At 60.1% G+C, this 26,020-nt stretch carries 18 protein-coding genes and 4 pseudogenes; 13 read left to right on the forward strand and 9 right to left on the reverse strand.

What is annotated here, in order from left to right; all coding sequences use genetic code 11:
* Positions 1 to 144: 144 nt before the first annotated feature.
* From CES87_RS34175 to gap, 8 genes and pseudogenes are all read right to left on the reverse strand, one after another.
* Positions 145 to 1,452 (reverse strand): annotated as a pseudogene (locus CES87_RS34175) (chemotaxis protein); the annotation flags it as partial.
* 125 nt (positions 1,453 to 1,577) lie between these two features.
* Entirely contained in the window at positions 1,578 to 1,967 is a 390-nt protein-coding gene (locus CES87_RS07140; protein WP_128605566.1) for a YbaN family protein, read from the reverse strand.
* Positions 1,968 to 2,070: 103 nt separating this feature from the next.
* A complete protein-coding gene (locus tag CES87_RS07145; RefSeq protein ID WP_128605567.1) occupies positions 2,071 to 2,679 on the reverse strand; it encodes a biliverdin-producing heme oxygenase in 609 nt (202 codons plus the stop codon).
* Between the two features lie 113 nt (positions 2,680 to 2,792).
* Complete coding sequence (locus CES87_RS07150) at positions 2,793 to 5,357, reverse strand: TonB-dependent receptor (protein WP_128605568.1); 2,565 nt, start codon at positions 5,355 to 5,357, stop codon at positions 2,793 to 2,795.
* Between the two features lie 123 nt (positions 5,358 to 5,480).
* Complete coding sequence (locus CES87_RS07155; RefSeq protein WP_128605569.1) at positions 5,481 to 6,446, reverse strand: FecR domain-containing protein; 966 nt, start codon at positions 6,444 to 6,446, stop codon at positions 5,481 to 5,483.
* Between the two features lie 66 nt (positions 6,447 to 6,512).
* Positions 6,513 to 7,073, reverse strand: coding sequence for an RNA polymerase sigma factor (locus CES87_RS07160; RefSeq protein ID WP_128605570.1), 561 nt, complete (start codon positions 7,071 to 7,073; stop codon positions 6,513 to 6,515).
* 77 nt (positions 7,074 to 7,150) lie between these two features.
* Positions 7,151 to 7,615: a methylglyoxal synthase gene (locus CES87_RS07165; RefSeq protein WP_128605571.1), complete on the reverse strand. Its 465-nt coding sequence runs from the start codon at positions 7,613 to 7,615 to the stop codon at positions 7,151 to 7,153.
* Between the two features lie 162 nt (positions 7,616 to 7,777).
* Entirely contained in the window at positions 7,778 to 8,779 is a 1,002-nt protein-coding gene (gap, locus tag CES87_RS07170; RefSeq protein ID WP_128605572.1) for a type I glyceraldehyde-3-phosphate dehydrogenase, read from the reverse strand.
* A gap of 220 nt (positions 8,780 to 8,999) precedes the next feature.
* Between gap and edd the strand changes: the two genes are divergently transcribed.
* The 11 genes and pseudogenes from edd to CES87_RS07225 all read left to right on the forward strand — a co-directional run bounded on the left by edd (position 9,000) and on the right by CES87_RS07225 (position 22,625).
* Positions 9,000 to 10,826, forward strand: coding sequence for a phosphogluconate dehydratase (gene edd / locus CES87_RS07175; RefSeq protein WP_128605573.1), 1,827 nt, complete (start codon positions 9,000 to 9,002; stop codon positions 10,824 to 10,826).
* Positions 10,823 to 11,772, forward strand: a pseudogene (locus CES87_RS07180) (glucokinase). Before edd ends, CES87_RS07180 begins: the two are co-directional and overlap by 4 nt.
* 157 nt (positions 11,773 to 11,929) lie before the next feature.
* Entirely contained in the window at positions 11,930 to 12,661 is a 732-nt protein-coding gene (locus CES87_RS07185) for a response regulator (protein WP_128605574.1), read from the forward strand.
* A 31-nt stretch (positions 12,662 to 12,692) separates the two neighbouring features.
* Positions 12,693 to 14,119, forward strand: a pseudogene (locus CES87_RS07190) (ATP-binding protein).
* A 181-nt stretch (positions 14,120 to 14,300) separates the two neighbouring features.
* On the forward strand, positions 14,301 to 15,560 hold the full coding sequence (locus tag CES87_RS07195; protein WP_128605575.1) for an AGE family epimerase/isomerase: 1,260 nt from the start codon (positions 14,301 to 14,303) through the stop codon (positions 15,558 to 15,560).
* 154 nt (positions 15,561 to 15,714) lie between these two features.
* The gene (locus CES87_RS07200) at positions 15,715 to 17,022 is read left to right on the forward strand and encodes an ABC transporter substrate-binding protein (protein ID WP_128605576.1); all 1,308 of its coding nucleotides are present in this window, start codon (positions 15,715 to 15,717) and stop codon (positions 17,020 to 17,022) included.
* A gap of 169 nt (positions 17,023 to 17,191) precedes the next feature.
* Entirely contained in the window at positions 17,192 to 18,100 is a 909-nt protein-coding gene (locus CES87_RS07205) for a carbohydrate ABC transporter permease (protein WP_008019256.1), read from the forward strand.
* Positions 18,093 to 18,938: a carbohydrate ABC transporter permease gene (locus CES87_RS07210; protein WP_128605577.1), complete on the forward strand. Its 846-nt coding sequence runs from the start codon at positions 18,093 to 18,095 to the stop codon at positions 18,936 to 18,938. Before CES87_RS07205 ends, CES87_RS07210 begins: the two co-directional genes overlap by 8 nt.
* A gap of 3 nt (positions 18,939 to 18,941) precedes the next feature.
* Entirely contained in the window at positions 18,942 to 20,102 is a 1,161-nt protein-coding gene (locus CES87_RS07215; protein ID WP_128605578.1) for an ABC transporter ATP-binding protein, read from the forward strand.
* Positions 20,103 to 20,308: 206 nt separating this feature from the next.
* On the forward strand, positions 20,309 to 21,655 hold the full coding sequence (locus CES87_RS07220) for a carbohydrate porin (RefSeq protein WP_128605579.1): 1,347 nt from the start codon (positions 20,309 to 20,311) through the stop codon (positions 21,653 to 21,655).
* A gap of 115 nt (positions 21,656 to 21,770) precedes the next feature.
* Positions 21,771 to 22,625 (forward strand): D-hexose-6-phosphate mutarotase, encoded by an 855-nt coding sequence (locus CES87_RS07225; protein ID WP_128605580.1) that lies wholly within the window; start codon positions 21,771 to 21,773, stop codon positions 22,623 to 22,625.
* A 138-nt stretch (positions 22,626 to 22,763) separates the two neighbouring features.
* Here the strand turns inward: CES87_RS07225 and CES87_RS07230 are convergent.
* Positions 22,764 to 23,622: pseudogene (locus CES87_RS07230) on the reverse strand (MurR/RpiR family transcriptional regulator).
* Positions 23,623 to 23,850: 228 nt separating this feature from the next.
* Between CES87_RS07230 and zwf the strand changes: the two are divergent.
* Entirely contained in the window at positions 23,851 to 25,320 is a 1,470-nt protein-coding gene (gene zwf, locus CES87_RS07235) for a glucose-6-phosphate dehydrogenase (protein ID WP_128605581.1), read from the forward strand.
* Positions 25,307 to 26,020 (forward strand): 6-phosphogluconolactonase, encoded by a 714-nt coding sequence (pgl, locus tag CES87_RS07240; RefSeq protein WP_128605582.1) that lies wholly within the window; start codon positions 25,307 to 25,309, stop codon positions 26,018 to 26,020. The genes zwf and pgl overlap by 14 nt, the downstream gene beginning before the upstream one ends.

Genomic DNA, 26,020 nt, shown 5'->3' on the forward strand with positions numbered 1-26,020 from the left:
GCTGGTCTGGCGGGCGATTTCCGAAGACTGATCGGCGGTGCCACGAGCGTCGGTGATGCTTTGCTTGATCTGCGCGATAGTCGGTTGCAGTTTGTCGAGGAAGCGGTTGAACCAGCTGACCAGTTCGCCCAGTTCATCTTTCTTGCCGTAGTGCAGGCGTTGGGTCAGGTCGCCATCGCCGCTGGCAATCGCCTTGAGCATCTCGGCCACGCCGTTGATTGGCCGGGTGACGCCCGAGGCGGTGAGCCAGATCAGCAGCAAACCGATCAGGCCGGCAATGATCGCAACGCCCACCGCTTTGATCGTGCCGCTTTGCCGGGCATTGTCGAGCACCGCTTGCAGTTTCACTGAATCGGCCAGCAACACTTGCTTGGGTAAATCGATCACCACGCCCCAAGGTTTGGAGTCGGCAATCGGGCTGACCGGGTAAACCGCACGGATCAGGTCGCCCTGTTGGAGAACCTTCGGTGCGCCAGCACCAAGCAATTGCAGGACGTCCTTGCCATCCGCGCCGAGAGTATCGCCGATACTCTTGCCCACTTTCGTTGCATCGACACTGTAGGCAGCCATCACACCCGTGCCGGAGACGATCAGCATGTGCCCAGCGCTGTTGAACAACTCACGCTGGGAGTCCACCGACGCCGCTTGCAGGGCGTCGAGGGCGATGTCGACACCGACCACGCCGATGGACTTGCCATCCACCAGCAGTGGAACGGAAATGGTGGTCATCAACACTTCCTTGCCGCCGACGGTATCGGCATAAGGATCGAGCAGACAGGTACGCTTGCTGTCCCGAGGGCAGGTGTACCAGACGTTGTAGGGCGTGCCGCTGAGGTTCAAGGTGGTTTTGGTCATATCCTCTTCGACCATGATCGTGTTGAGCGCAGTTCCCCCGGCACGACTCCAGTAAGTGGCGAATCGCCCGATTTCGTTGGACTGGCGAGCGGCGTCATTGGCGAACTCGCTGTCCTTGCCATCCAGGCCATTGGGTTCGAACGCCAGCCAGATGCCCAGCACTTTGCCGTTGCGTTCGAAGGCAGTTTTCAAGCTCTGGTTCAACTCTTCGCGCAGGGTGCCGGGCTCAAGCGAACGCTTGGCGGCCATGTTGCGCATGTCCTTGATCTGATCCGCCAGGGCGGTCACTACCGTCAGGGTTTCACCGAACGTTTTCTGCACCCGCACCGCCTGCTCGGCAGCCTTGGCCTGCAGCAGGTTCTGCACGCTCTCGGTGAGCATCTTGCTGCTGGAGGCGCTGACCAGTTCATCGTTCTGATTGGTCTGGTAGAAGTTCATGCCCACGATCAATGCGACCACACCAAGCAGGCACAGACCGGAGAGCAGGACAGTTTTCAGGCGGATGGACAGTGAGTCGAACATAGGGCGAACTCGCGAAGGAATGAGTGTTGGCTGTGAGTCAGGTCGACTCGATACGCCAAATCCATTCAGCGCCATTCATTGCACATCGGCGTGGGGATGGGGTTGCATGAGAGCGATGCCGACGAACGGTCATGGTTGAACGTTTGCGCAGGAAAATGTGCCGAAAAGAGGCTAAAAAACGGGGAAAACCGAGGGGCGGATCAGGAGGGTTGCGGCACTGATTCGGGTCGCGACCAGATCCAAATGTTGCCCAGACCCATCCCGGCAATCGCCAAATAAACCGGCCAGCCATGATCAAGCATCACCAGCATCAGCGTGGCGCACAGCAACATACTGACAGTGGCACTGATCTTGGCTCGGCGCGCAATGACTTTGCCGTTGCGCCAGTTGCTCAGGATGGGGCCGAACAACCGATGGTTTTCCAGCCAGGCACTCAAGCGCGGTGAACTCCGGGTTGCGGCCCAGGCTGCCAACAGGATGAATTCGGTGGTCGGCAGGCCGGGAATGACGATGGCGATGAGGCCAATGCCCAGGCAGATGTAAGCCAGCAGGGCGAAGAGGAGGCGGGTGATTTTTGAGGTACTGCTCATAAGATCTACGTTTTTTTTGTAGGAGCGAGGCTTGCCCGCGAAGCTTTTGGCGGCTTCAAGATCCCCTTCGCGGGCAAGCCTCGCTCCTACAGGTACGGTGTTATCAGGCGAGTTCCGGAGTGGTGGAGTAAGCCCGCTCCAGCAACACCGTGAAGCGGTTGAACGCATCGATGGCGCCTTTATCCAGCTCGGCTTCTTCCTGGGCGCTCAGCTCAAGCCCGTCGAGGGTCTTGACGAAACGTTTCCAGCCTTCAGCGCGGCCGCCTGCCGGTTCGCCCAAGTGACGGGCACCGAAGGTTTCGCTCAAGCCAAGGCCTACGGCGCGCTTGATCAGGAACGCCGCGCCCAGTTTCGAGCCTTCGGACACGAAGAGCCAGCCCAGAGCTTCAGCGTTGCTCGAGTTGTTCAAGGCACCTGCGACCGGCACCGGAATTTCGGTTTCCAGGTCCGCCAGGTCAGCCTTGGCGGCCTCGGCACGGCAGCGATCAGGCAGGTCGGGGACGATGGCGGTCAGTTCGGCATCGTTGTACAACGCCACCAGTTCCGACTGAAACAGGTACTGCGCCACCACGAAGCGGGCGAAGCTGGCCTGGGTTTCGAACGGTGCGTGGGCTTTGACCAAGGCGTCGAGTTTGCTGTGGGGTTCGTGGGTGATCTGGTTCAGGCGTTGCGAGCGCAAGGCCGGGCGTTGAGCCGTGTCCCGATGGGTCATGGAAAATCCTTGAGAAAGAGAAGTGCCTGGTAACGAGACGAATGAGCAGGCGCATGACAGTAAAAATCCTCGTTGCGCGGCTCCAATAAAGTCGCGCTGCGAGGTGCGCATGGTCAGATATCCCAAACCAGATTGATCGCGAAGTTGCGACCTGGCTGAGTCAGGCGATCGAGGTTGGCGGGCTGTGTCACCGAGGCTTCGCCGACGCTGTCATAGCCCCGTACGTCATCCCACTCCCAGTATTTTTTGTCGGTCAGGTTGTACAGGCCGGCGTTCACGGTCACGTCGTCGGTCACCTTGTAGAAGCCGGCCAGGTCGAGCACGCCGTAACCCGGTGTCTTGAACTGGGTGCTCGTGCCGTCTGGGGTTTTGAAACTGGTGCTGTCGACCCGGGTTTTGCGTTTGACCACAGTCCAGCTCAGCAAGGCGCCGTATTTGTCCTGGTCATAACCCAGGCCAAACACGCCGGTCAGCGGGTTGACGCTATTCAGTGGCTCGCCGCTGTCATCGTTACGACCATGCAGGTAGGCCAGCGAGCCATGGGTATAAAGGCCACTTGGCGCACCGAACGTATCCAGGTTCAAGCGCCCCTTGAGCTCCAGGCCCTTGATGGTGGCGTGCTTGATGTTGTTGCTCTGGAACGTGAGCTCGGTGTAGCCAGGGGTAATGGCGTTCTCATTAATGAAGTCGCGGTATTTGTTGTAGAACACCGCGACATCGAAGGTGCCGGCTTCGAACTGGCCGCGCAAACCGGTTTCATAGCTCTTACTCTTTTCCGGCTCCAGGTCTGGATTTGGAGCGACCTGGTATCCACCTGCCACATTTTCGAATCGACCATACAACGCCTTGGCTGACGGTGTGCGGAAGCCTTCGGCGTACTGGCCGTACCAGGTGTAGTTGTCGTTGAAGCGATAAGTCGTACCGAGTTTCGGCGACAGGCGATGCCAGGTTTTTTCGTCCTCGTTCACCTCGCCATTGCCGCTCTGGTCGGCAGTGACCAGGAACTCGTCGGTCAGGTGCGGCTTGAGTTGGGTGTAGTCGTAGCGCAGGCCTGGCACAAAGGTCCAGTTGTTCCAGACGATCTGATCCTGGGCAAACAGGCTGTAGGTGTTGATGGTCGGATCCGGGAAGTCGCTGGCCGGGGTCAGGGTGTCGGCAGGGCTGACAGCGCCGATGACGCGGCAGGCGCCGGCAACGGTCAGGCAGGTGCCCGTGCCAGTGCGCAGGCCAGTGACTTTGTCCTGCTTGATGGTGGTGCCATAGGTGATGACATGGTCGGTGTCGGCGATGGCGAATGCCTTGTCAGCCTGGGCATCGAACACCCATTGGCGGTCTTTGTAGGTGGTGTCGCGGTTACGCAGCACCGTGCGCGACGGCGCGTAGATTTCCTCGGTGCTCTGGTCGGTCTTGGCGATCTGATAATTCAGCGTCCACTTGATGTTGTCGGCCAGGAGGCTGTTCAGAGCGAAGCTGTGATCAAGGCCAAAGCGCTCGCGGCTGATGGTGTCGTTGCCGGTGCGCGATTTGTAGAAGCCGAAACCGCGTCCTGCGTTGAACGGACCGCCCACGGCACTCAGTTGATTGGTGTCGCGATCATCTTTGTAGTGCTCGTAGGTCAAGCCGAATCGCGCATCATCGGCGTAGTTCCAGCCCAGCTTGGCCAGGACGTTGGTGGTGCGCACATCTTCGGGGTTGGCTTCGGTGCGGTTCAGGCCGGTGCCGCCGGTCTCGCCGTAGGATTGTGTTTCATGACCATTGCGCTGGCTCAGGTGCAGCAGGCCGTCGAAATCGCCGGTACGCCCCGCCACGGTGCCGGAAGTCAGCCAGCTGTCATCGGCCGAGCTGTAGCCGGTCTTCAAGCGTGCGCCGACGTCTTGGCCTGGCTTGATGATGTCGTCCGGGTCCAGCGTGTAGTAACTGACCGCGCCGCCGATGGCGTTGCTGCCGTACAGCACCGACGCCGGGCCGCGCAGGATTTCCACGCGCTTTATGATTTCCGGGTCGACATAGTTGCGGTTGGTCTGGGCATACGGGCCGTTGAAGAAGCCGTCAGGCACTTGCACGCCGTCCACCTGGGTCAGCACGCGGTCACCGTCGATGCCGCGGATGTTGTAGCCGGAAAGACCGGCACGGGTGCCAGTGCCGCCTACCGAAACGCCCGGTTCGTAGCGCACCAGATCCTTGATGGTGTTGACGTTGTTGCGGTCGAGTTCTTCGCGGGTGTGGACAGTGACGGTGCTCGGCACGCTATTCACGTCTTGTTCCTGGCGAGTGGCGCTGATGGTGACCTGCTGCAGGTTGAGTGCGCCGGGATTATTGCGTGGTTCAAGAATGATGTTGTTGGTGCCCAGTTTGCGATAGCTCAGGTTGGTCCCCACCAACAGCCGATCCAGGGCTTTTTCCGGCGACAACGACCCGCGCACCCCCGGTGAGTCCATGCCTTGTGCCAGTTCGGCCGAGAAGCCGACCTGCCAGCCAGTCACGGCAGTGAACGCATTGAGCGCCGACACCAATGATTGCTGGGGAATGGCGAACGAGTAGTTGCCCATGCTGCGGCCAGGCTGCTCGGCGGGCGTGGCGGCCATCAGCGGTGCAGTGCCAGCCATCAGGATGGCGGCGGTCAGCAGCGACAGCACGCGAGAAGGTGAAGAGGACTGGCGGGTAAGGCGAGAGGACATCGATAGCGCTCCGTGTCGCACGAATCTTTATAGGTGCTGACTGGCATCATGGAGATGCGAATCAATTGCATTGGCTATAACGAGACGTACAAGGACGGGCTATCGAGTAAAAATAATTCTCATTTAGTTCAGGATGACCAGCGCGGGGAATTCCTTGAGCCGGGCCGAGGTGATGTGGGCCAGCGAGCGGACCACGTCGAGCGGCTGGTCCAGTCGGTAATTTCCGGTCACGGCAACATTCGCCAACTGCTCGTTGTTGTTGATGATCCAGCCCGGATAGTAGCGACGCAGCTCCGCCAGCACTTGATTCAACGGACAGTTTTCGAACACCAGGCGACCCTGAATCCAGGCCAGGTCGGTGGCAGCATCAAGCTTGGCCGGTCGATCGAAACCGTTGGGGCCGATGCGGATGCTTTCCCCGGCAGTCAGGCGAACCCGTGCGTCGTCGCGGGTGGTGCGCAGATCGACATCCCCACGCTGCACTCGAACCTGGGTCACGCCATCCAGGTAACGCACAGCGAATGCCGTATCGCGAACGCTGGCGGTGACCGGGCCGGCGTCGATCTCCAGCGGTTGGCCGCGATGGGGCTGCACCTCGAAAAACGCTTCGCCCTGATACAGGCGAGCCACGCGCTGCTGGTCGTTGATGGTGCTGGAAAACGCCGAGTTGGTGTTGAGCAGGACTTTCGAGCCGTCCTCCAGTTGCAAACGCTGGCGTTCACCGACCACGGTCAGGTGATCGGCCTGCAAGCGCATCGGCAGGTTGCTGAAGCTGAACAGGCCGAGGATCAGCATGGCGGCGGTGGCCAACGGTTTCCAGTGCGGGCGCAGGCGTGACAAGAGCGTGACTTTGGTCGGCCGCGACGCCAGGCGTTGTGCGCATTGCGTGACTTGCGAACCGTTCCAGATCGCCTGGGCCCTGGCGAACGCATCGGCATGCGCCGGGTTGGCCGCGAGCCATTGGTGAAACTGGCGGGTCTGTTCTTCGCTCGGGCTGTCCAGCACGATCAGCCAGTCCAGGGCCTGGTCCATCGCATCAGCAGTGGCCTGCGCCGGTGAGGGCGAAGGGGAGCGGTGGGTGTCCGTCACGGTGTTTCCTCGGAGGGGCTTTTTGAGGAGCAGTTTCAAGCTACAAGCTGCAAGCTGCAAGTTCGGTCAGGCGTTGGGCTCGCCGTTTTTAACTTGCGGCTTGCAGCTTGAAGCTTGCAGCTGCCTCTGCGCTACCCCGATACAGATCGTCATGATCAGTTTCAGCTCCTTCTGCACAGTGCTGAGCGATACGCCGAGTTTTTCGGCGATCTCCAGATAGCTGTGCCCGTGCAGGCGGCTGAGGATGAAAATCTGCTGCTGACGGGAGCTGAGTTCACTGAGGCGCACGTTCAAACGCTCAAGCAATTGTTCTGCATGGGCGGCGTCCTCGGCACTGCTGGCGGGGGCGGCGACGCTTTCCATGACGTCCAGCGGGACGTCATCGACCATGGTGCGCGAGTGGATACGCCGCGCACGCAAATGGTCCAGCGCCAGATTGCGGGCGGTCTGGAAAACAAAGGGTTCAAGGTGATCGATGGCCCGCTCGCTGAGCGCACGGGTCACCCGCAGGTAGGTCTCCTGCAAGAGGTCTTCGGCGGTGCTGTGATCGTTGACCATCCGCTCCAGCGTGCGCAGCAGAGAGATTCGCTGGGTGATGAAGACGTCGTTGAAGCGCGATTGACTCACGGGAGGACCTGATCCGTTTCGAGCGAATGATAATGCTTATCATCCGCTCGGCTGGTCAAGTATTGATTTGTGAAGGTCTACGCACGGCCCTGCAAATACGTCGCGTAATCCGGAATCCGGTGCGCATGCGCCTGATCCATCAACGGGCTACTCAGCAGGTAGTCGGCGCTGCATTCGTTACACGCCACCGGAATGTTCCAGACCGCCGCGACCCGCAGCAGCGCCTTGATGTCCGGGTCATGTGGCTGCGGTTCGAAGGGGTCCCAGAAGAACACCAGCATGTCGACCCGTTGCTCGGCGATTTGCGCGCCGAGCTGTTGGTCGCCACCCAGCGGGCCGCTGATCATGCTCTCCACAGGCAGGTCGAGGCGTTGTTGCAACAACAGTCCCGTGGTGCCGGTGGCGACCAGTTCATGTTGCGCGAGCCGGTCTTTGTGCCGCTCGGCCCAGTCCAGCAAAAACACTTTGCAGTGGTCATGGGCGACCAGGGCGATGCGCTTGCGTGCCGCGATGGTCTTTTGTGTAAAGCTGATACCGATCATCGATGGTGCTCCGGAAATGGCACGCAGCCTGTAGGAGCGAGCCTGTCGAATCGTCGCACCGTCGCGATGGTCGTCAACGATGACGCGGGAAATCTGACACCCCACGGCGATCTTGAGTTCATCGCGAGCAGGCTCGCTCCTACAGGAAGGCGGCGTGCTGTTTTATTCGGCGTTGCACAACGCCAGGCAGTTATCGAGCATGCGGTTGGAGAAGCCCCATTCGTTGTCGTACCAGGCCAGCACCTTGAGCAGCTTGCCGCTGGATTTGGTGTGGTTGGCGTCGAAGATGGACGACAGCGGGTTGTGGTTGAAGTCGCTGGAAACCAGCGGCAGGGTGTTGTAGCCGAGGATTTTCGAATGCTGGCTGGCTTGTTTGAGCAGTTCGTTGACTTCATCGGCCGACGCTTCGCGTTTCAGCTGCACGGTCAGGTCCACCAGGGACACGTTGATCACCGGCACGCGCACGGCCATGCCGGTCAATTTCCCCGCCAGTTCCGGCAGCACCAGGCCCACCGCTTCGGCAGCGCCGGTCTTGCTCGGGATCATGTTCTGGGTGGCGGAACGGGCGCGGTACGGGTCGGTGTGGTAGACGTCGGTCAGGTTCTGATCGTTGGTGTAGGCGTGGATCGTGGTCATCAGGCCGCTTTCGATGCCCAGTTCGCGGTGCAGCACCTGGGCCACCGGGGCCAGGCAGTTGGTGGTGCACGATGCGTTGGAAATAATCTGGTGCGACTGGCGCAGAATGTCGTGGTTGACCCCGTAAACCACGGTGGCGTCGGCGCCTTTGGCCGGGGCCGAGATAATCACTTTGCGTGCGCCGGCCGTAATATGCGCGGCGGCTTTGGCCCGGTCGGTGAACAGGCCGGTGCATTCGAATACCACATCAATCTTTTCCGCGGCCCAAGGCAATTCGGCCGGATTGCGAATGGCGCTGACAGCGATACGGTCGCCGTTGACGGTCAGGCTTTCCTGATCATGCTGGACATCAGCTTCGAACGTGCCATGAACGGTGTCGTACTTGAGCAAATGCGCATTCATCGCGCTGTCCCCCAGGTCGTTGATGGCGACAATCTGCAAATCCTGACGATAGCCTTGGGTATAGAGTGCGCGAAGTACGTTACGGCCAATTCGGCCAAAACCATTGATTGCGATTCGAAGAGTCATATATCAGCGCCGCCGTCGTTTTGTTGTTGGAATTACAAGATTATTCGCAAAAAAATAGAAAACAAGCCTTTTTAGTGGCAATATTTTGTTCTATCTACAACGAGTGACCTGAATCAACTGGTCCAAATGGTCAACAAAACCGTCTGTCATCCCATCGACAACGGCTTTTGATCAGCATAGACAATCAGGTCGCCACATCCGTTAGCCTGGAGTTCTAAACATGCATCCCCGCGTCCTTGAGGTCACCGAACGGCTTATCGCCCGCAGTCGCGCCACGCGAGAGGCTTACCTTGCATTGATTCGCGGTGCGGCCAGCGACGGCCCGATGCGCGGCAAGCTGCAATGCGCCAACTTCGCCCATGGCGTGGCCGGTTGCGGCAGCGACGACAAGAACAGCTTGCGGATGATGAACTCCGCCAACATTGCGATTGTTTCGTCCTATAACGACATGCTCTCGGCGCACCAGCCGTACGAAGTCTTTCCGGAACTGATCAAAAAAGCCCTGCGTGAAATCGGCTCCGTCGGCCAGTTCGCCGGTGGTACCCCGGCCATGTGCGATGGCGTGACCCAGGGCGAACCGGGCATGGAACTGAGCCTGCCCAGCCGTGAAGTGATCGCGTTGTCCACCGCCGTGGCGCTGTCCCACAACATGTTCGACGGCGCGTTAATGCTTGGTATCTGCGACAAGATCGTCCCGGGCCTGATGATGGGCGCGTTGCGCTTCGGTCATCTGCCGATGATTTTCGTGCCGGGTGGGCCGATGGTGTCGGGCATTTCCAACAAGCAGAAAGCCGATGTGCGCCAGCGCTATGCCGAAGGCAAGGCCAGCCGCGAAGAGCTGCTGGAATCGGAAATGAACTCCTACCACAGCCCCGGCACCTGCACGTTCTATGGCACCGCCAACACCAATCAGCTGCTGATGGAAGTCATGGGCCTGCACTTGCCAGGTGCTTCCTTCGTCAATCCGAACACGCCGTTGCGCGATGCCCTGACCCGCGAAGCGGCGCATCAGGTGACGCGCTTGACCAAGCAGAATGGCGACTTCATGCCAATCGGCGAAATCGTCGATGAGCGCTCCCTGGTCAACTCCATTGTCGCTCTTCACGCTACAGGCGGTTCGACCAACCACACCTTGCACATGCCGGCCATCGCCATGGCGGCGGGTATTCAGTTGACCTGGCAGGACATGGCCGACCTCTCCGAGGTGGTGCCGACCCTGAGCCACGTTTATCCGAACGGCAAAGCCGACATCAACCACTTCCAGGCGGCGGGCGGCATGTCGTTCCTGATCCGTGAACTGCTGGAAGCCGGGCTGCTCCATGAAAACGTCAACACCGTGCTGGGCCACGGCCTGAGCCGCTACACCATGGAGCCGTTCCTCGACAACGGCGAACTGGTGTGGCGCGAAGGCGTGACCGACAGCCTCGACGAAACCATCCTGCGTCCGGTCGCTCGTGCGTTCTCGCCAGAGGGCGGCTTGCGGGTGATGGAAGGTAACCTCGGTCGTGGGGTGATGAAGGTCTCGGCCGTAGCGCTGGAAAACCAGATCGTCGAAGCGCCGGCCATGGTGTTCCAGGATCAGCAGGACCTGGCCGACGCGTTCAAGGCCGGTTTGCTGGAGAAGGACTTTGTCGCAGTGATGCGCTTCCAGGGCCCACGCTCCAACGGCATGCCGGAGTTGCACAAGATGACGCCGTTCCTCGGCGTGCTGCAGGATCGCGGCTTCAAAGTCGCACTGGTCACCGACGGGCGCATGTCCGGCGCGTCAGGGAAAATCCCGGCGGCCATTCACGTCAGTCCTGAAGCGTACGTGGGCGGCGCTTTGGCGCGGGTGCAAGAGGGCGATATCATCCGCGTCGATGGCGTCAAAGGCACCCTGGAGCTTAAGGTGGACGCCGAAGAATTCGCAGCGCGCACGCCGGCCAAGGGCCTGTTGGGTAACAACATCGGCACCGGTCGCGAGCTGTTTGGTTTCATGCGCATGGCCTTCAGCTCGGCAGAGCAGGGCGCCAGCGCCTTTACTTCTGCCCTGGAGACGCTTAATTGAAACTGGCTTTGGTCGGTGACATCGGTGGTACCAACGCACGTTTCGCGTTGTGGAAAAACCAGCAGCTGGAATCGGTCCAGGTTCTGGCGACGGCCGACCATGCCAGCCCGGAAGAGGCGATCAGCCTCTACCTGGGCGGGCTGGGCCTGGCGCCGGGCTCAATCGGTTCGGTGTGCCTGTCGGTGGCAGGCCCGGTGAGCGGTGACGAATTCAAGTTCACCAACAATCACTGGCGCCTGAGCCGCAAGGGCTTCTGTCAGAGCTTGCAGGTGGACCAGTTGCTGCTGGTCAATGACTTCTCGGCCATGGCCCTGGGCATGACCCGTTTGCAGCCGGGCGAATTTCGCGTGGTTTGCGAAGGTACCCGGAGCCGTTGCGCCCGGCGGTGGTGATCGGTCCGGGCACCGGCCTGGGTGTCGGCACCTTGCTCGATCTCGGCGAAGGGCGGTTTGCCGCGTTGCCGGGGGAGGGCGGTCACGTTGATTTGCCGCTGAGCAGTCCGCGGGAAACCCAGCTGTGGCAACACATCTTCAATGAAATTGGTCATGTCAGCGCCGAAACAGCGTTGAGCGGCAGTGGTTTGCCACGCGTCTATCGGGCGATCTGTGCGGTTGACGGCCATACGCCTGTTCTCGAAACCCCGGAAGCGATCACTGCCGCTGGTCTGGCGGGCGACCCGATTGCCCTGGAAGTGCTCGAGCAATTTTGCTGCTGGCTCGGTCGCGTGGCCGGCAATAACGTGCTCACCACGGGTGCACGGGGTGGCGTGTACATCGTTGGCGGCGTGATCCCGCGCTTCGCTGATTTCTTCCTCGAAAGCGGTTTCGCCCGGTGCTTTGCCGACAAGGGATGCATGAGCGATTACTTCAAGGGGATACCGGTGTGGCTGGTGACGGCGCCGTATTCCGGGTTGGTTGGCGCGGGTGTGGCGCTCGACCAGGCTTGAGACCGCGTCGCTCCTTTCGCGGGCAAGCCTCGCTCCTACAAGGTTCGCGCGAATCCTGTAGGAGCGAGGCTTGCCCGCGAAGAGGCCATCCCAGACACATAGATTTACGCTCGATCAGGCATAATCCGCCCAATTCAAACAACAAGGACGCCGCCCCGTGAGCTCAGTCAACAAGTCGATTTTGTTGGTCGATGACGATCAAGAGATACGCGAGTTGCTGGACACCTACTTGACTCGCGCCGGTTTCCAGGTTCGTACCACACCCGACGGCGCCGGTTTTCGCCAGGCCCTGAACGATGAGCCAAGTGATCTGGTGATCCTCGACGTGATGCTGCCGGACGAGGACGGCTTCAGTCTGTGTCGCTGGATTCGCCAGCACCCACGGCGGGCGCAGGTGCCTATCATCATGCTCACCGCCAGTTCCGACGAGGCCGACCGGGTCATCGGCCTTGAGCTTGGCGCCGACGATTACCTTGGCAAACCCTTCAGTCCGCGGGAATTGCAGGCACGCATCAAGGCCCTGTTGCGTCGGGCTCAGTTTGGTCAGGAGCGTAATGGCGGTGAAGTGCTGGCCTTCGATGACTGGCGGCTGGACATGGTCAGCCATCGACTGTTTCACGTCGATGGTGAAGAGGTGATTCTGTCCGGCGCCGATTTCGCACTGCTGAAACTGTTCCTCGATCACCCCCAGCAAATCCTCGACCGCGACACCATCGGCAACGCCACCCGTGGTCGTGAACTCATGCCACTCGATCGCATCGTCGACATGGCGGTCAGTCGCCTGCGTCAGCGTCTGCGTGACACCGAAAAACCGCCTCGCCTGATCCGCACCGTGCGCGGCAGCGGCTACCAACTGGCCGCCAATGTGATTGCCAGCAATGGTCACTGATTCTCTGCGTAAGCTCGCCCGACGGGTGCCGGTGCCGCGCTCGCTGCTCGGGCGCATGTTGCTGCTGACCCTGTTGGCGGTGTTGTTCGCCCAGACTTTGTCGAGCGTGATCTGGGTCTCGCAATTGCGCGCCACTCAACTCGCAGGCCTGGTCACCAGTGCCCGCAGCCTCGCCCATTCGATGACCGCCAGCGTCAGTTATTTCCGCTCGTTGCCAGTGGCATTCAGGCCGCTGGTGCTCGACCAGTTGCGCAGCATGGGCGGCACGCGGTTCGTGGTCACGCTCAACGACAAACCCTTGGGCATGGAGGTGCTGCCGATCACCCCACGCAAGGCAGCGGTGATCAAGGCTGTGGATGAAGTGCTGCGTCAGTCGCTGGGGCAGGACACGGATATCTCGGTCACTTTTGTCAGCCCCGAAGATCTGCGGATCTTCAATGGCGGTCTGAAACTCGATGAGTTGCCACGCTCCTGGGCGCACTACGCGCTGACCCTGGAACCGGTGAACCCGCCAGTGCTGGTGACACAGATCCAGATGGCCCTGGCGAATGGCTGTACATCGCCTCGCTGTTGCCCGAGCCCTACACCAGTCTTGAAGAACAAGGCCTGCCGGCGCAGCAGGTGTGGTTCATCGTCCTCACCAGCGGCTTTTTGCTGTTGTTCATCGGCCTGCTGGTGCATTGGCAGAGCCGGCCGCTCAAGCGTCTGGCGCGGGCGGCGCGGGACTTGTCGCTGGGCGCCGATGTCGAGCCGGTGGCCGAGGGCGGCGGCAGTGAAGTGGTCGAAGTCGGCCGTGCCTTCAACACCATGCGCGAGCGCATCAGCCGTTACCTGACCGAACGCAGCCAATTGTTCAGCGCGATTTCCCACGACCTGCGCACGCCGATTACCCGGCTGCGGCTGCGTGTCGAACTGCTCGAAGACGAAACCCTGCAAGCCAAGTTCGGCCGTGATCTGGATGAGCTGGAGCTGCTGGTCAAAGGCGCGCTGCAATGTGTGAAAGACACCGACATCCATGAAAACATTGAGCCGGTGGATCTCAACCATGTGCTCGATTGCCTGGTGGAACCTTATCTGGCACCCATTGGCAATGGCCGCGTGACCCAGCAGGGACGGGCGCTGGCGGCCTATCCGGGCAAGCCGCTGGCGCTCAAACGGTGCATCGGCAACCTGATCGACAATGCGCTGAAGTACGGCCAGAACGCGCACCTGCACATCGATGACGATGAGAGTGCGTTTGTGCTGCATGTCGACGACGAAGGGCCGGGCGTTCCCGAGCAGCGGCTGGAACAGGTATTCGAGCCGCACTTTCGTTTGGCCGGGCAGCAGCAGGGGTATGGGTTGGGGCTGGGGATTGCCCGCAATATTGCCCATAGCCATGGCGGGGAAGTGAGTTTGCAGAACCTGCGTGAAGGCGGGTTGCGGGTGACGCTTCAGTTACCCCGTTCAGTGGATTGACACACAAGACCTGTAGGAGCCGGCTTGCTGGCGATGGCGTCATTGAAAGCGCCATCGCCAGCAAGCCGGCTCCTACAGGTGTCTTTGTCACAGGTTGGTGACATAACTCGCCCCCTTCGTTACAAGCCCGCCCCGGACCGTTGTTTAGACTGCCCCCAGTCATAACAACAAAAAGGCCCCCATGCACACCTTCCAACCCGCCTTCAGCAGTTGGCTGAACGCACCCGCCCATCAACAATGGCTCGTCGCCGAAGGCTTGCGCCTGCTGGAATTTGCCAAGGCTGCGAAGCTGCCTGAAGGCTTCGGCAATCTCGACGAAAAAGGTCACCTGCCGGCCGACGCGCAAGCTGAAACCATGAACACCGCACGCATGACCCACAGCTTCGCCATGGCTCACATTCAGGGCTTGCCGGGTTTTGCCGAGCTGGTGGATCACGGCATTCGGGCCTTGCGTGGGCCTTTGCGCGATGCGCTGCATGGTGGCTGGTTCGCCATCGCCGAACACCGCGACGGCAACACCGGCAAGAACGCCTATCTGCATGCCTTCGTGGCGCTGGCCGCCAGTTCCGCGGTGGTCGCGCAACGTCCTGGCGGGCAAGCCTTGCTCGACGATGCCATCGACATCATCGACTCGTATTTCTGGAGCGAAGAGGAGGGTGCCATGCGCGAATCCTTCAATCGCGACTTTAGCTGCGAAGAAGCCTATCGCGGCGCCAACAGCAACATGCACGCCACCGAAGCCTTCCTCGCCCTGGCCGACGTCACCGGTGACAACCGCTGGCTGTGCCGCGCCCAGCGTATCGTCGAGCGGGTGATTCATGGTCACGCCGCCGCCAATGATTACTTGGTGGTCGAGCATTTCGACCGCGATTGGCAGCCGCTGCGCGAATACAACCACGACAACCCGGCCGATGGTTTTCGCCCCTATGGCACCACACCGGGACACGGTTTCGAATGGGCGCGGCTGTTGTTGCACCTCGAAGCGGCGCGGGTGCGGGCCGGGATGCTCACGCCGGGCTGGCTGGCCATCGACGCGCAAAAACTGTTCGAGAAAAACTGCCTGCATGGCTGGGACGTCGATGGTGCGCCGGGCATTGTCTACACCCTCGACTGGGACAATCGCGCGGTGGTTCGCCATCGCCTGCACTGGACCCATTGCGAAGCCAGCGCTGCTGCCAGCGTCTTGCTCAAGCGCACTGGCGATGAGCAGTACGAGCACTGGTACCGGATGTTCTGGGAATTTTGTGACCGTCATTTCATCGACCGCGAAGGCGGCAGTTGGCACCACGAACTCGATCCACTGAATCGCCCAAGTGCCGATATCTGGGCCGGAAAACCCGATCTTTATCACGCCTGGCAAGCGCTGCTGATCCCGCGCCTGCCCCTGGCGCCGAGCATGGCTACTGCTCTGGGGCAGTTGTCCCAGAGCGTTGCTGTGTAACCAGCTGTGTAACCAGCTGTGTAACCAGCTGTGTAACCATATGGTGACATTCGCGCGTCCCTTCGTTACCTGCGAAGGGGCGCGTCCTGTTTAAAATCCTGTGCAGCGCAAGCACCAGACTTGCAACGCATAACAACAAGAAAGGTACTACTAGATGAATGCGATTTCTCGCCTCGCTACTGTCATTTCTCTCGCCTCCCTGGTTCCATTTTCCGCGTTCCCGCTCAGCGCCCTTGCCGACGATTCCAAAGGTTCGGTGGAAGTCGTTCACTGGTGGACGTCCGGTGGTGAAAAGGCAGCGGTCGATGTCCTCAAGGCTCAAGTCGAAAAAGACGGCTTCACCTGGAAGGACGGCGCAGTCGCCGGTGGTGGCGGTTCCACGGCCATGACCGTTCTCAAGAGTCGCGCCGTCGCCGGTAATCCGCCGGGCGTAGCCCAGATCAAAGGGCCGGACATCCAGGAGTGGGGCAGCACAGGCCTGCTCAGCACCGACACCCTGAAAACCGTCGCCAAGTCGGAAAACTGGGATGGCCTGCTGTCGAAGAAAGTCTCCGACACCGTGAAATACGAAGGCGATTACGTTGCTGTGCCGGTGAACATTCACCGCGTCAACTGGCTGTGGATCAACCCCGAAGTCTTCAAGAAAGCCGGGATCGACAAAGCCCCGACCACCCTCGAAGAATTCTATGCCGCTGGCGACAAGCTCAAAGCCGCAGGCTTCATCGCGCTCGCCCACGGTGGCCAGCCTTGGCAGGACAGCACCGTGTTTGAAGACGTGGTGCTCTCGGTCATGGGTGCCGACGGTTACAAGAAAGCCCTGGTGGATCTCGATCAGAAAACCCTGTCGGGCGCCGAAATGACCAAGGCCTTCACCGAGCTGAAAAAAATCACCACCTACATGGACCCGAACCGCGCCGGTCGTGACTGGAACATCGCGGCCGCCGAGGTCATCAACGGCAAGGCCGGCATGCAGATGATGGGCGACTGGGCGAAAAGCGAATGGACCGCCGCGAAGAAAGTCGCGGGCAAGGACTATCAGTGCGTAGCGTTCCCGGGCACCGACAAAGCCTTCACCTACAACATCGACTCGCTGGCCGTGTTCAAGCTCAAGGCTGATCGCAAGGGCGACATCGCCGCGCAGCAAGACCTGGCCAAGGTCGCGTTGGGTACCGACTTCCAGAAAGTCTTCAGCATCAACAAGGGCTCGATCCCGGTGCGGACCGACATGCTGAACGAGATGGACAAGCTCGGTTTCGACGCCTGCGCTCAAACCGCCGCCAAGGACTTCCTGGCGGACGACAAGACTGGCGGCCTGCAACCGAGCATGGCGCACAACATGGCCACCTCCCTGGCCGTGCAAGGCGCGATCTTCGATGTGGTCACCAACTTCATGAACGACAAAAACGCTGACCCGGCCAAGGCCAGCGCCCAACTGGCATCGGCTGTCAAAGCGGCCCAGTAGTCCCGGGTGCCGCAGGCGTGCCTGCGGCCTCATTCGACGCGCTCTCCTGTAGGAGCGAGGCTTGCCCGCGAAAGCGGTGCATCAGTCGACATTTGTTTTGAATGTCAGTCCGCATTCGCGGGCAAGCCTCGCTCCTACAGATCCTCACCCATTCACCAGGATTATCCCGATGAGCTCTGTGGCGGTTTTCAGCAAAGCCTCACCGTTCGATGCGCTGCAACGCTGGTTACCCAAGTTGGTACTCGCGCCGAGCATGCTGATCGTGTTGGTTGGCTTCTACGGTTACATCATCTGGACGTTCATTCTGTCCTTTACCAACTCCAGCTTCATGCCGAGCTACAAGTGGGTCGGCCTGCAGCAATACATGCGCCTGATGGACAACGACCGCTGGTGGGTCGCGAGCAAGAACCTCGCGGTGTTCGGTGGCATGTTCATCGGCATCAGCCTGGTGCTGGGCGTGTTCCTCGCGGTGCTGCTGGACCAGCGCATCCGCAAGGAAGGCTTCATCCGCACCATCTACCTGTACCCGATGGCGCTCTCGATGATCGTCACCGGTACCGCGTGGAAATGGCTGCTCAACCCGGGCCTGGGGCTGGACAAAATGCTGCGTGACTGGGGCTGGGAAGGCTTGCGTCTCGACTGGCTGGTGGATCAGGATCGTGTGGTGTATTGCCTGGTGATCGCCGCCGTATGGCAAGCCTCCGGGTTTGTGATGGCGATGTTTCTGGCCGGCCTGCGCGGTGTCGATCAATCGATCATCCGTGCCGCGCAAGTCGACGGAGCGAGCCTGCCGACCATCTACCTGAAGATCGTGCTGCCGAGCCTGCGCCCGGTGTTCTTCAGCGCCTTCATGATCCTCGCGCACATCGCGATCAAGAGCTTCGACCTGGTGGCGGCGATGACCGCGGGCGGTCCGGGTTACTCGTCTGATCTGCCAGCGATGTTCATGTATTCCTTCACCTTCAGCCGTGGCCAGATGGGCATCGGTTCGGCCAGCGCCATGCTGATGCTCGGTGCCGTGCTGACCATCCTCGTGCCGTACCTGTACTCCGAGCTGCGAGGCAAACGCCATGACTAATCAACTTGGAAAACCGACGCTGAGCTTCAGTCGCATCGCCATCTACGCAACCCTGTTGCTGGCTGCTGCGGTGTACCTGATTCCGCTGATCGTAATGCTGCTGACCAGCTTCAAATCCCCGGAAGACATCCGCACCGGCAACCTGCTGAGCTGGCCGACCGTGGTCGATGGTATCGGCTGGATCAAGGCTTGGGACGTGGTCGGTGGCTACTTCTGGAACTCGGTGAAAATCACCGTACCGGCGGTTTTGATCTCGACCTTCATCGGTGCCATGAACGGCTACGTGCTGTCGATGTGGCGCTTCCGTGGTTCGCAACTGTTCTTCGGTCTGTTGTTGTTCGGCTGCTTCCTGCCATTCCAGACCGTGTTGCTGCCGGCCTCGTTCACCCTCGGCAAGTTGGGCCTGGCCAACACCACCTCGGGCCTGGTGCTGGTGCACGTGGTCTATGGCCTGGCGTTCACCACGCTGTTTTTCCGCAACTACTACGTGAGCATTCCGGATGCGCTGGTAAAGGCGGCGCGGCTCGATGGCGCGGGGTTCTTCACGATTTTCTGGAAGATCCTGCTGCCGATGTCGATCCCGATTGTGATGGTCTGCCTGATCTGGCAGTTCACCCAGATCTGGAACGACTTCCTGTTCGGCGTGGTGTTCGCCAGTGGCGATGCCCAGCCAATTACCGTGGCCCTGAACAATCTGGTCAACACCAGTACCGGGACCAAGGAATACAACGTTGATATGGCCGCCGCGATGATCGCCGGGCTGCCGACACTGCTGGTCTACATATTCGCTGGCAAGTATTTCCTGCGCGGGCTGACGTCCGGCGCGGTCAAGGGGTAGAACATGGCAACTCTCGAATTACGCAACGTCAACAAGACTTACGGTGCCGGTTTGCCGGACACCCTGAAAAACATTGAGCTGAAGATCGATGACGGGGAATTCCTGATCCTGGTCGGTCCGTCCGGCTGCGGCAAATCGACCTTGATGAACTGCATCGCCGGCCTGGAAACCATCAGCGGCGGCGCAATCCTGGTGGATGGCGCCGACATCAGCGGCATGAGCCCCAAAGATCGCGACATCGCCATGGTGTTCCAGTCCTACGCGTTGTACCCGACCATGAGCGTGCGCGACAACATCGCCTTCGGTCTGAAGATTCGCAAAATGCCGACCGCGGAAATCGACGAAGAAGTCGCCCGCGTTGCCAAACTGCTGCAGATCGAACACCTGCTCAGTCGTAAACCCGGTCAGCTCTCCGGTGGTCAGCAACAGCGCGTGGCGATGGGTCGTGCGCTGGCGCGGCGGCCGAAGATTTATCTGTTCGACGAACCGCTGTCCAACCTCGACGCCAAGCTGCGGGTCGAGATGCGCACCGAAATGAAACTGATGCACCAGCGCCTGAAAACCACCACGGTCTACGTGACCCACGACCAGATCGAAGCCATGACCCTGGGTGACAAAGTGGCGGTGATGAAGGACGGGATCATTCAGCAATTCGGTACGCCGAAAGATATCTACAACAACCCGGCCAACCTGTTCGTGGCGAGCTTTATCGGTTCGCCGCCGATGAACTTTATCCCGCTGCGTTTGCAGCGCAAGGACGGTCGTCTGCTGGCGCTGCTCGACAGTGGTCAGGCTCGCTGCGAATTGCCGCTGGGCATGCAGGACGCCGGGCTCGAAGACCGTGAAGTGATCCTCGGCATGCGTCCGGAGCAGATTGTCCTGGCCAACGGCGAGGCCAACGGTTTGCCGACGATTCGCGCCGAAGTCCAGGTCACCGAACCGACCGGGCCCGACACCCTGGTCTTCGTCAATCTCAACGACACCAAAGTCTGCTGCCGCCTGGCACCCGACGTTGCGCCGGCGGTGGGCGAGACCCTGACCCTGCAATTCGATCCTTCGAAAGTGCTGTTGTTCGATGCCAAGACCGGCGAACGCCTGGGGGCTGCCGGCCTGCCACAAGTCGAGAGCCACGCTGCCAACGTCGCTCAATTCAAAGGCCGCTGAGGTTAAAAACTGTAGGAGCGAGCACGCTCGCGATGGGCGTCAACGATGACGCTGGAAATCTGACACCCCGTGGTGTTCTCAGGTTTCTCGCGAGCATGCTCGCTCCTACAGAGGGGGAATCTGCGGCGCATGGCCTGTTGTGCGCCGCAACCGATGTAACCGCGTTAGATAAAAACAGTTAATAACAATAAAACGAGGATGTAGGGATGAAGAAGAACAACAGCGCTCAGCTTATCTGTCAGTTGTCAGCCATTGCGGCAATGATGCTGGCCGGTAGCGTGCACGCGGCTGACGCGTTTAGCGCCGATTCCGAATGGATGACCGGTGATTGGGGTGGCGAGCGGACCAGGCTGATCGAGCAAGGTATCGACATCAAAATGGACTACGTCGGTGAAGTGGGTGGCAACCTCCACGGCGGCTTCAACGACGACAAGACCGCGCGCTACGCCGACCAGTTTGGCCTGGGCGCGGCCCTGGACCTGCAAAAATTGCTCGGCTGGGATAACACCCAGGCCAAGATCCAGCTCACCAACCGTAACGGTGAGAACATCTCCAATGACCGTATCGGCGACCCGCGTGCTGGCACCTTGAGTTCCTCCCAGGAAGTTTACGGCCGTGGCCATATGGTCCGTCTGACCCAGTTGTGGATCAAGCACCAGTTCTTCGACAATACACTGGACGTCAAAGCCGGTTACTTCGGCGAAGGCGAAGATTTCAACACCTTCCCTTGCGAGTTCCAGAACCTGGCGTTCTGCGGTTCCCAAGTGGGTAACTGGGCAACCAACATTTGGTACAACTGGCCGATCAGCCAGGCCGCGATCCGCCTGAAGTGGAACATCTCGCCTGAGTTCTATGCGCAGATTGGCGCGTACAACCAGAACCCGACGCAACTGGAGCACGGTAACGGCTTCAAGCTCAGCGGTAGCGGCACCGAGGGCACTGTGTTGCCAGTCGAACTGGTCTGGTTGCCTAACCCTGGCAACCTGCCGGGCGAATACCGTGTCGGTTACTACAAAAGCACGGCCAAGGCCGATGACGTTCGTAAAGACGACAACGGCAATGATGCGGCAACCAGCGGCAATGCCTATCGCAGCCACGACAGCAAGCACGGCTACTGGTTCGTTGCGCAGCAACAACTCACTAGCCACAACGGCGACAAGACTCGCGGTCTGAACGTTGCCGCCAACGCCACCTTCCACGACAAGGACACCAACATCGTCGACAACTATCAGTCGCTGATGTTTGTGTACAAGGGCCCGTTCGATGCGCGTCCAAAAGATGACGTCGGTATCGGTTTCGCCCGTATCCATGTCAACGATGACGTGAAGAAAAACGCCGAGTTGGTCAACGCCGCCAATGGTGTCACCGAGTACGAGGATCCGCTGTTCTCGCCACTGCGTACCACCGAGTACAACTACGAGATCAACTACGGCTTCCACGTTACCAACTGGCTGACCGTGCGTCCTAACCTGCAATACATCACTCACCCGGGCGGTGTGGATGAAGTCGACAACGCGCTGGTCGCGGGCCTGAAAATTCAGTCGGTGTTCTAACGCTGTTGCGATAAGCTCCTCTCTCTATGTGCGCATTTTGCGGACAGCCAAGGCTGTCCGCTTTTTTTTGGGGACGGCGCATCCCGGTGACAGATGATTTTCAGGACCGTGGCACATGCTTGAGCATCCGCTACAACGCTTCTTCAAATCCTTGCGCGAACGACCGGTGTTTGCGTGGGAGCGCTATCAGAAGCGCGACGTGTTGGTGATCGATCATCCGCTGTGTCAGGCGGTGTTCAGTCGTCAGGGCGCGCAGTTGCTGCACTTTGAGCCCAAGGGGCAGAAGCCGTGGCTGTGGTGCGCGGCGAAGTGGCCGCAGGTCGGGGCCATTCGTGGTGGTGTGCCGGTGTGCTGGCCGTGGTATGGGCGTCATCCAAGCGAAAATGCCTGGCCGTCCCATGGCTGGGCGCGCTTGCTCGACTGGAAGTTGATCGACAGCAGCAGCGACGACGATGGTGTGCGCCTGCATTGGCAGCTTCAGCTGTGCGACTGGCAAGTGGACCTGCACGCGCACCTCGGTGAGCGCATGGATCTGCGTCTTAGCACCGAGCATCAAGACAGCCTGCCCTGCCAATTGAGTCAGGCGTTGCACGCTTACTGGCGTATTGGTGATGTTGGTGAGGTAGCGCTGTCTGGACTCGACGGCGCGCAAGGATACGATCAGTTGAACCGTGAAGTTTGCCTACAGGAAGGTGAGTTACGCGTTGATGGTGGCTGTCAGCGGGTGTTCCAGCATGACGGTGAATTGCAGCTTAATGATCACGCTTGGCAGCGGGCGTTGTGCATTGATACCGGTGACGCGGCGGATACGGTGGTCTGGCATCCGGGGTCACGGCCGTTGCTGGGGGTGAGCTGGAATGAGATATCGGAGTTTGTTTGCGTAGAGGCAGCAAGCGGCGGCACTGACAGCTTGTGCCTGAAACCCGGGGAGCGGGCGCATTTGAGTTTGCAGGCCAGAGTTGGGGCCTGAATTCTGTAGTGTTGCGGATGACGCCTTCGCGGGCAAGCCTCGCTCCTACAGGTTTTCAATTGACCGCGAAATCGGCGCAATCCTGTAGGAGCGAGGCTTGCCCGCGAAGAGGCCAGATCAGGCAATAGAAATCTCTGACTAGTTAAACTCGTCACCCACCGGATACCGGCTGGCATTCAAGCTCTCTTTGATCTTGCGCAAATGCGGCTGGAAATCCACGCCCCGACGCAAGGTCATGCCGGTGGCGAGCACGTCCAGCACGGTCAGCTGAATGATCCGCGAGGTCATCGGCATGTAGATGTCGGTGTCTTCCGGCAGCGGGATGTTCAGGCTCAAGGTGCTGGCCTTGGCCAGTGGCGAACCTTCGGCCGTCAGACCTAGCACCGAAGCGCCGTTTTCCCGGGCGATGCGCGCCACTTCCACCAGTTCGCGGGTGCGGCCGGTGTAGGAATGATCACGAACAGCTCGCCGGTGTGCGCCACCGAAGCGATCATGCGCTGCATCAGCACGTCGGCATGGGCGGTCACGGCCAGGTTGAAACGGAAGAACTTGTGCTGTGCATCCAGCGCCACGGGGCTGAGGCGCCTAGGCCGAAGAAGTGGATCTGCCGGGCCTGGATCAACAGGTCGACGGCGCGGCTGATCAGGTTCGGGTCCAGCGCCTGGCAAGCGCTGTCCAGCGACGCGATGGCGCTGCCGAAGATTTTCCGGGTGTAGGCTTCCGGATTGTCGTCGGCCTCCACCGCGCGGCTGACGTACGCCGCGCCGCTGGCCAGACTCTGGGCCAGTTGCAGTTTGAGCTCTGGGTAGCCGCTGACGCCGAACGAACGGCAGAAGCGGTTGACCGTCGGTTCACTGACCGAAGCGGCTTGGGCGAGGGCAGCGATGCTGAACCGGGTGGCCTGCTGTGGGTTGTGCAGGATCACCTCGGCGACTTTGCGTTCGGCCTTGTTCAACTCTTCAAGGCGATTCTGGATCTGCTCCAGTAAATTTCGCACGCGGTCCATATGAGTTTCCTTGATTCACCTGCGCCGATAAGCGCACGGCTAATGCAAAAAGGGCCTTTGGTGCGGCCCGTAACGGTGGCCTATCCTACTGATGGCTCCGACCGACCACCACTCGGAATCTGTATTTTGCGAAAATGTTGTGGTTATTACTACATTTTCCCTTGAGTGATGCCTTGAAAAAAGGTATTTGTAGCTTAACTTGATAAAAGAACAAACATCATGCTCTCGATTACGGTTGAACCTTGCACCTTTGCCTTGTTCGGCGCCTTGGGCGATCTGGCCCTGCGCAAGTTGTTTCCTGCCCTGTATCAACTTGATGGCGCCGGCCTGTTGCACGAGGACACGCGAATCATCGCGCTGGCTCGTGAGACAGGCAGCGAACAAGAGCATCTGGCGTTCATCGCCGCCGAGCTGCGCCGCTACGTCGGTGCCAAAGAGCTGGACGAAGCCGTGGTCGAGCGCTTCCTCGCCCGCCTGACGTATCTGCACGTCGATTTCATGAAGTCTGAAGACTATGTGGCCCTGGCTGAACAGGCTGGTAGTGCACAACGGGTCATTGCCTATTTCGCCACGCCGGCAGCGGTGTACGGTGCGATCTGCGAGAACCTGGCGAAGGTGGGGCTGGCGCAAAACACCCGCGTGGTGCTGGAAAAGCCAATCGGTTCGGACCTGGAATCCTCGCGCAAGGTCAACGATGCCGTGGCGCAGTTCTTCCCGGAGAACCGCACCTACCGCATCGACCATTACCTGGGCAAGGAAACGGTGCAGAACCTGATCGCCCTGCGTTTCGCCAACAGCCTGTTCGAAACCCAGTGGAACCAGAATTATATTTCCCACGTGGAAATCACCGTGGCCGAGAAGGTCGGCATCGAAGGCCGCTGGGGCTACTTCGACAAGGCCGGCCAGCTGCGGGACATGATCCAGAATCACCTGCTGCAACTGCTCTGCCTGATCGCCATGGACCCGCCGGCCGACCTGTCCGCCGACAGCATTCGCGACGAGAAAGTCAAAGTGCTCAAGGCGCTGGCGCCGATCAGTCCGGAAGGCCTGACCACCCAGGTGGTGCGCGGCCAGTACATCGCCGGCCACAGCGAAGGCAAATCGGTACCGGGTTACCTGGAAGAACCGAATTCCAACACCCAGAGCGACACCGAAACCTTCGTCGCCTTGCGTGCCGATATCCGCAACTGGCGCTGGGCCGGCGTGCCGTTTTACCTGCGCACGGGCAAGCGCATGCCGCAGAAACTGTCGCAGATCGTCATCCACTTCAAGGAACCATCGCATTACATCTTCGCTCCCGAGCAGCGCCTGCAAATCAGCAACAAGCTGATTATCCGCCTGCAACCGGATGAAGGCATTTCCTTGCGCGTGATGACTAAAGATCAAGGTCTGGATAAAGGCATGCAGCTGCGCAGCGGTCCGTTGCAGCTGAATTTTTCCGACACCTGGCGCAGCGCACGGATTCCCGATGCCTACGAGCGGTTGTTGCTGGAAGTGATGCGCGGCAATCAGAACCTGTTTGTCCGTAAAGATGAAATCGAAGCCGCGTGGAAGTGGTGTGACCAGTTGATCGCCGGGTGGAAAAAATCCGGTGATGCACCCAAGCCGTACGCGGCCGGGTCCTGGGGACCGATGAGTTCCATTGCTCTGATCACGCGGGACGGGAGGTCGTGGTATGGCGATATCTGATTTGAAACTGCCTCAGGGCGTCAGCGCCCGTGAGTTCAAGAGCCCGGTGTTGTTGGCTGAAGCCTTGGCACTGAACGTGGCCAAACAACTGAGCGATGCGATCGACGCCCAGGGCGCCGCGACCCTGGTGGTGTCCGGTGGTCGCAGTCCGGTGGCTTTTTTCCAGCACCTGGCCAAGCAGGCGCTGGACTGGTCGAACGTGGTGGTCAGTCTGGCGGACGAGCGCTGGGTGCCGGTGGAACATGCCGACAGCAATGCCGGTCTGCTCAAGAAATATCTGTTGCAAGGCCCGGCGGCCAAGGCGCAGTTCCTGAACCTTTACAGCGCCGCCGCCAACCTTGATCAGGCGGCTGAGCAGGCTGACCGTTTGCTCGCCGAATTGCCGGCGATCGACGTGCTGGTGCTGGGCATGGGCGATGACGGCCACACCGCGTCGCTGTTCCCCAACAGCCCGAACCTCGCCGAAGCCTTGCAGGCCGACGGCACCCGTCGCTGCTACCCAATGCTGGCGCCGACCGTGCCGCATCAGCGTTTGACCATGAGTCGAGCACTGCTGGCTTCGGCCAAACATAAAGTTCTGTCGATTTCCGGTCAGTCCAAGCTGACCACCCTTGATACCGCACTGGCCGGTGACGATGTCGCCGCATCGCCGATCCGCGCATTTCTGCAACCCACGTTAGAGATTTACTGGTGCCCATGA

It is taken from the genome of Pseudomonas sp. ERMR1:02 (assembly GCF_002277815.1).
Classification (GTDB): Bacteria; Pseudomonadota; Gammaproteobacteria; order Pseudomonadales; family Pseudomonadaceae; genus Aquipseudomonas.

Excerpts from the sequence above, each read along its gene's own strand:
- CES87_RS07205 (WP_008019256.1), top strand. The coding sequence starts at position 17,192 with ATGAGCTCTGTGGCGGTTTTCAGCAAAGCCTCACCGTTCGATGCGCTG.
- CES87_RS07150 (WP_128605568.1), bottom strand. The coding sequence starts at position 5,357 with ATGTCCTCTCGCCTTACCCGCCAGTCCTCTTCACCTTCTCGCGTGCTG.
- gap (WP_128605572.1), bottom strand. The coding sequence starts at position 8,779 with ATGACTCTTCGAATCGCAATCAATGGTTTTGGCCGAATTGGCCGTAAC.
- CES87_RS07140 (WP_128605566.1), bottom strand. The coding sequence starts at position 1,967 with ATGAGCAGTACCTCAAAAATCACCCGCCTCCTCTTCGCCCTGCTGGCT.
- CES87_RS07165 (WP_128605571.1), bottom strand. The coding sequence starts at position 7,615 with ATGATCGGTATCAGCTTTACACAAAAGACCATCGCGGCACGCAAGCGC.
- CES87_RS07220 (WP_128605579.1), top strand. The coding sequence starts at position 20,309 with ATGAAGAAGAACAACAGCGCTCAGCTTATCTGTCAGTTGTCAGCCATT.
- zwf (WP_128605581.1), top strand. The coding sequence starts at position 23,851 with ATGCTCTCGATTACGGTTGAACCTTGCACCTTTGCCTTGTTCGGCGCC.
- CES87_RS07195 (WP_128605575.1), top strand. The coding sequence starts at position 14,301 with ATGCACACCTTCCAACCCGCCTTCAGCAGTTGGCTGAACGCACCCGCC.
- CES87_RS07145 (WP_128605567.1), bottom strand. The coding sequence starts at position 2,679 with ATGACCCATCGGGACACGGCTCAACGCCCGGCCTTGCGCTCGCAACGC.
- CES87_RS07225 (WP_128605580.1), top strand. The coding sequence starts at position 21,771 with ATGCTTGAGCATCCGCTACAACGCTTCTTCAAATCCTTGCGCGAACGA.
- CES87_RS07215 (WP_128605578.1), top strand. The coding sequence starts at position 18,942 with ATGGCAACTCTCGAATTACGCAACGTCAACAAGACTTACGGTGCCGGT.
- edd (WP_128605573.1), top strand. The coding sequence starts at position 9,000 with ATGCATCCCCGCGTCCTTGAGGTCACCGAACGGCTTATCGCCCGCAGT.
- CES87_RS07210 (WP_128605577.1), top strand. The coding sequence starts at position 18,093 with ATGACTAATCAACTTGGAAAACCGACGCTGAGCTTCAGTCGCATCGCC.
- pgl (WP_128605582.1), top strand. The coding sequence starts at position 25,307 with ATGGCGATATCTGATTTGAAACTGCCTCAGGGCGTCAGCGCCCGTGAG.
- CES87_RS07200 (WP_128605576.1), top strand. The coding sequence starts at position 15,715 with ATGAATGCGATTTCTCGCCTCGCTACTGTCATTTCTCTCGCCTCCCTG.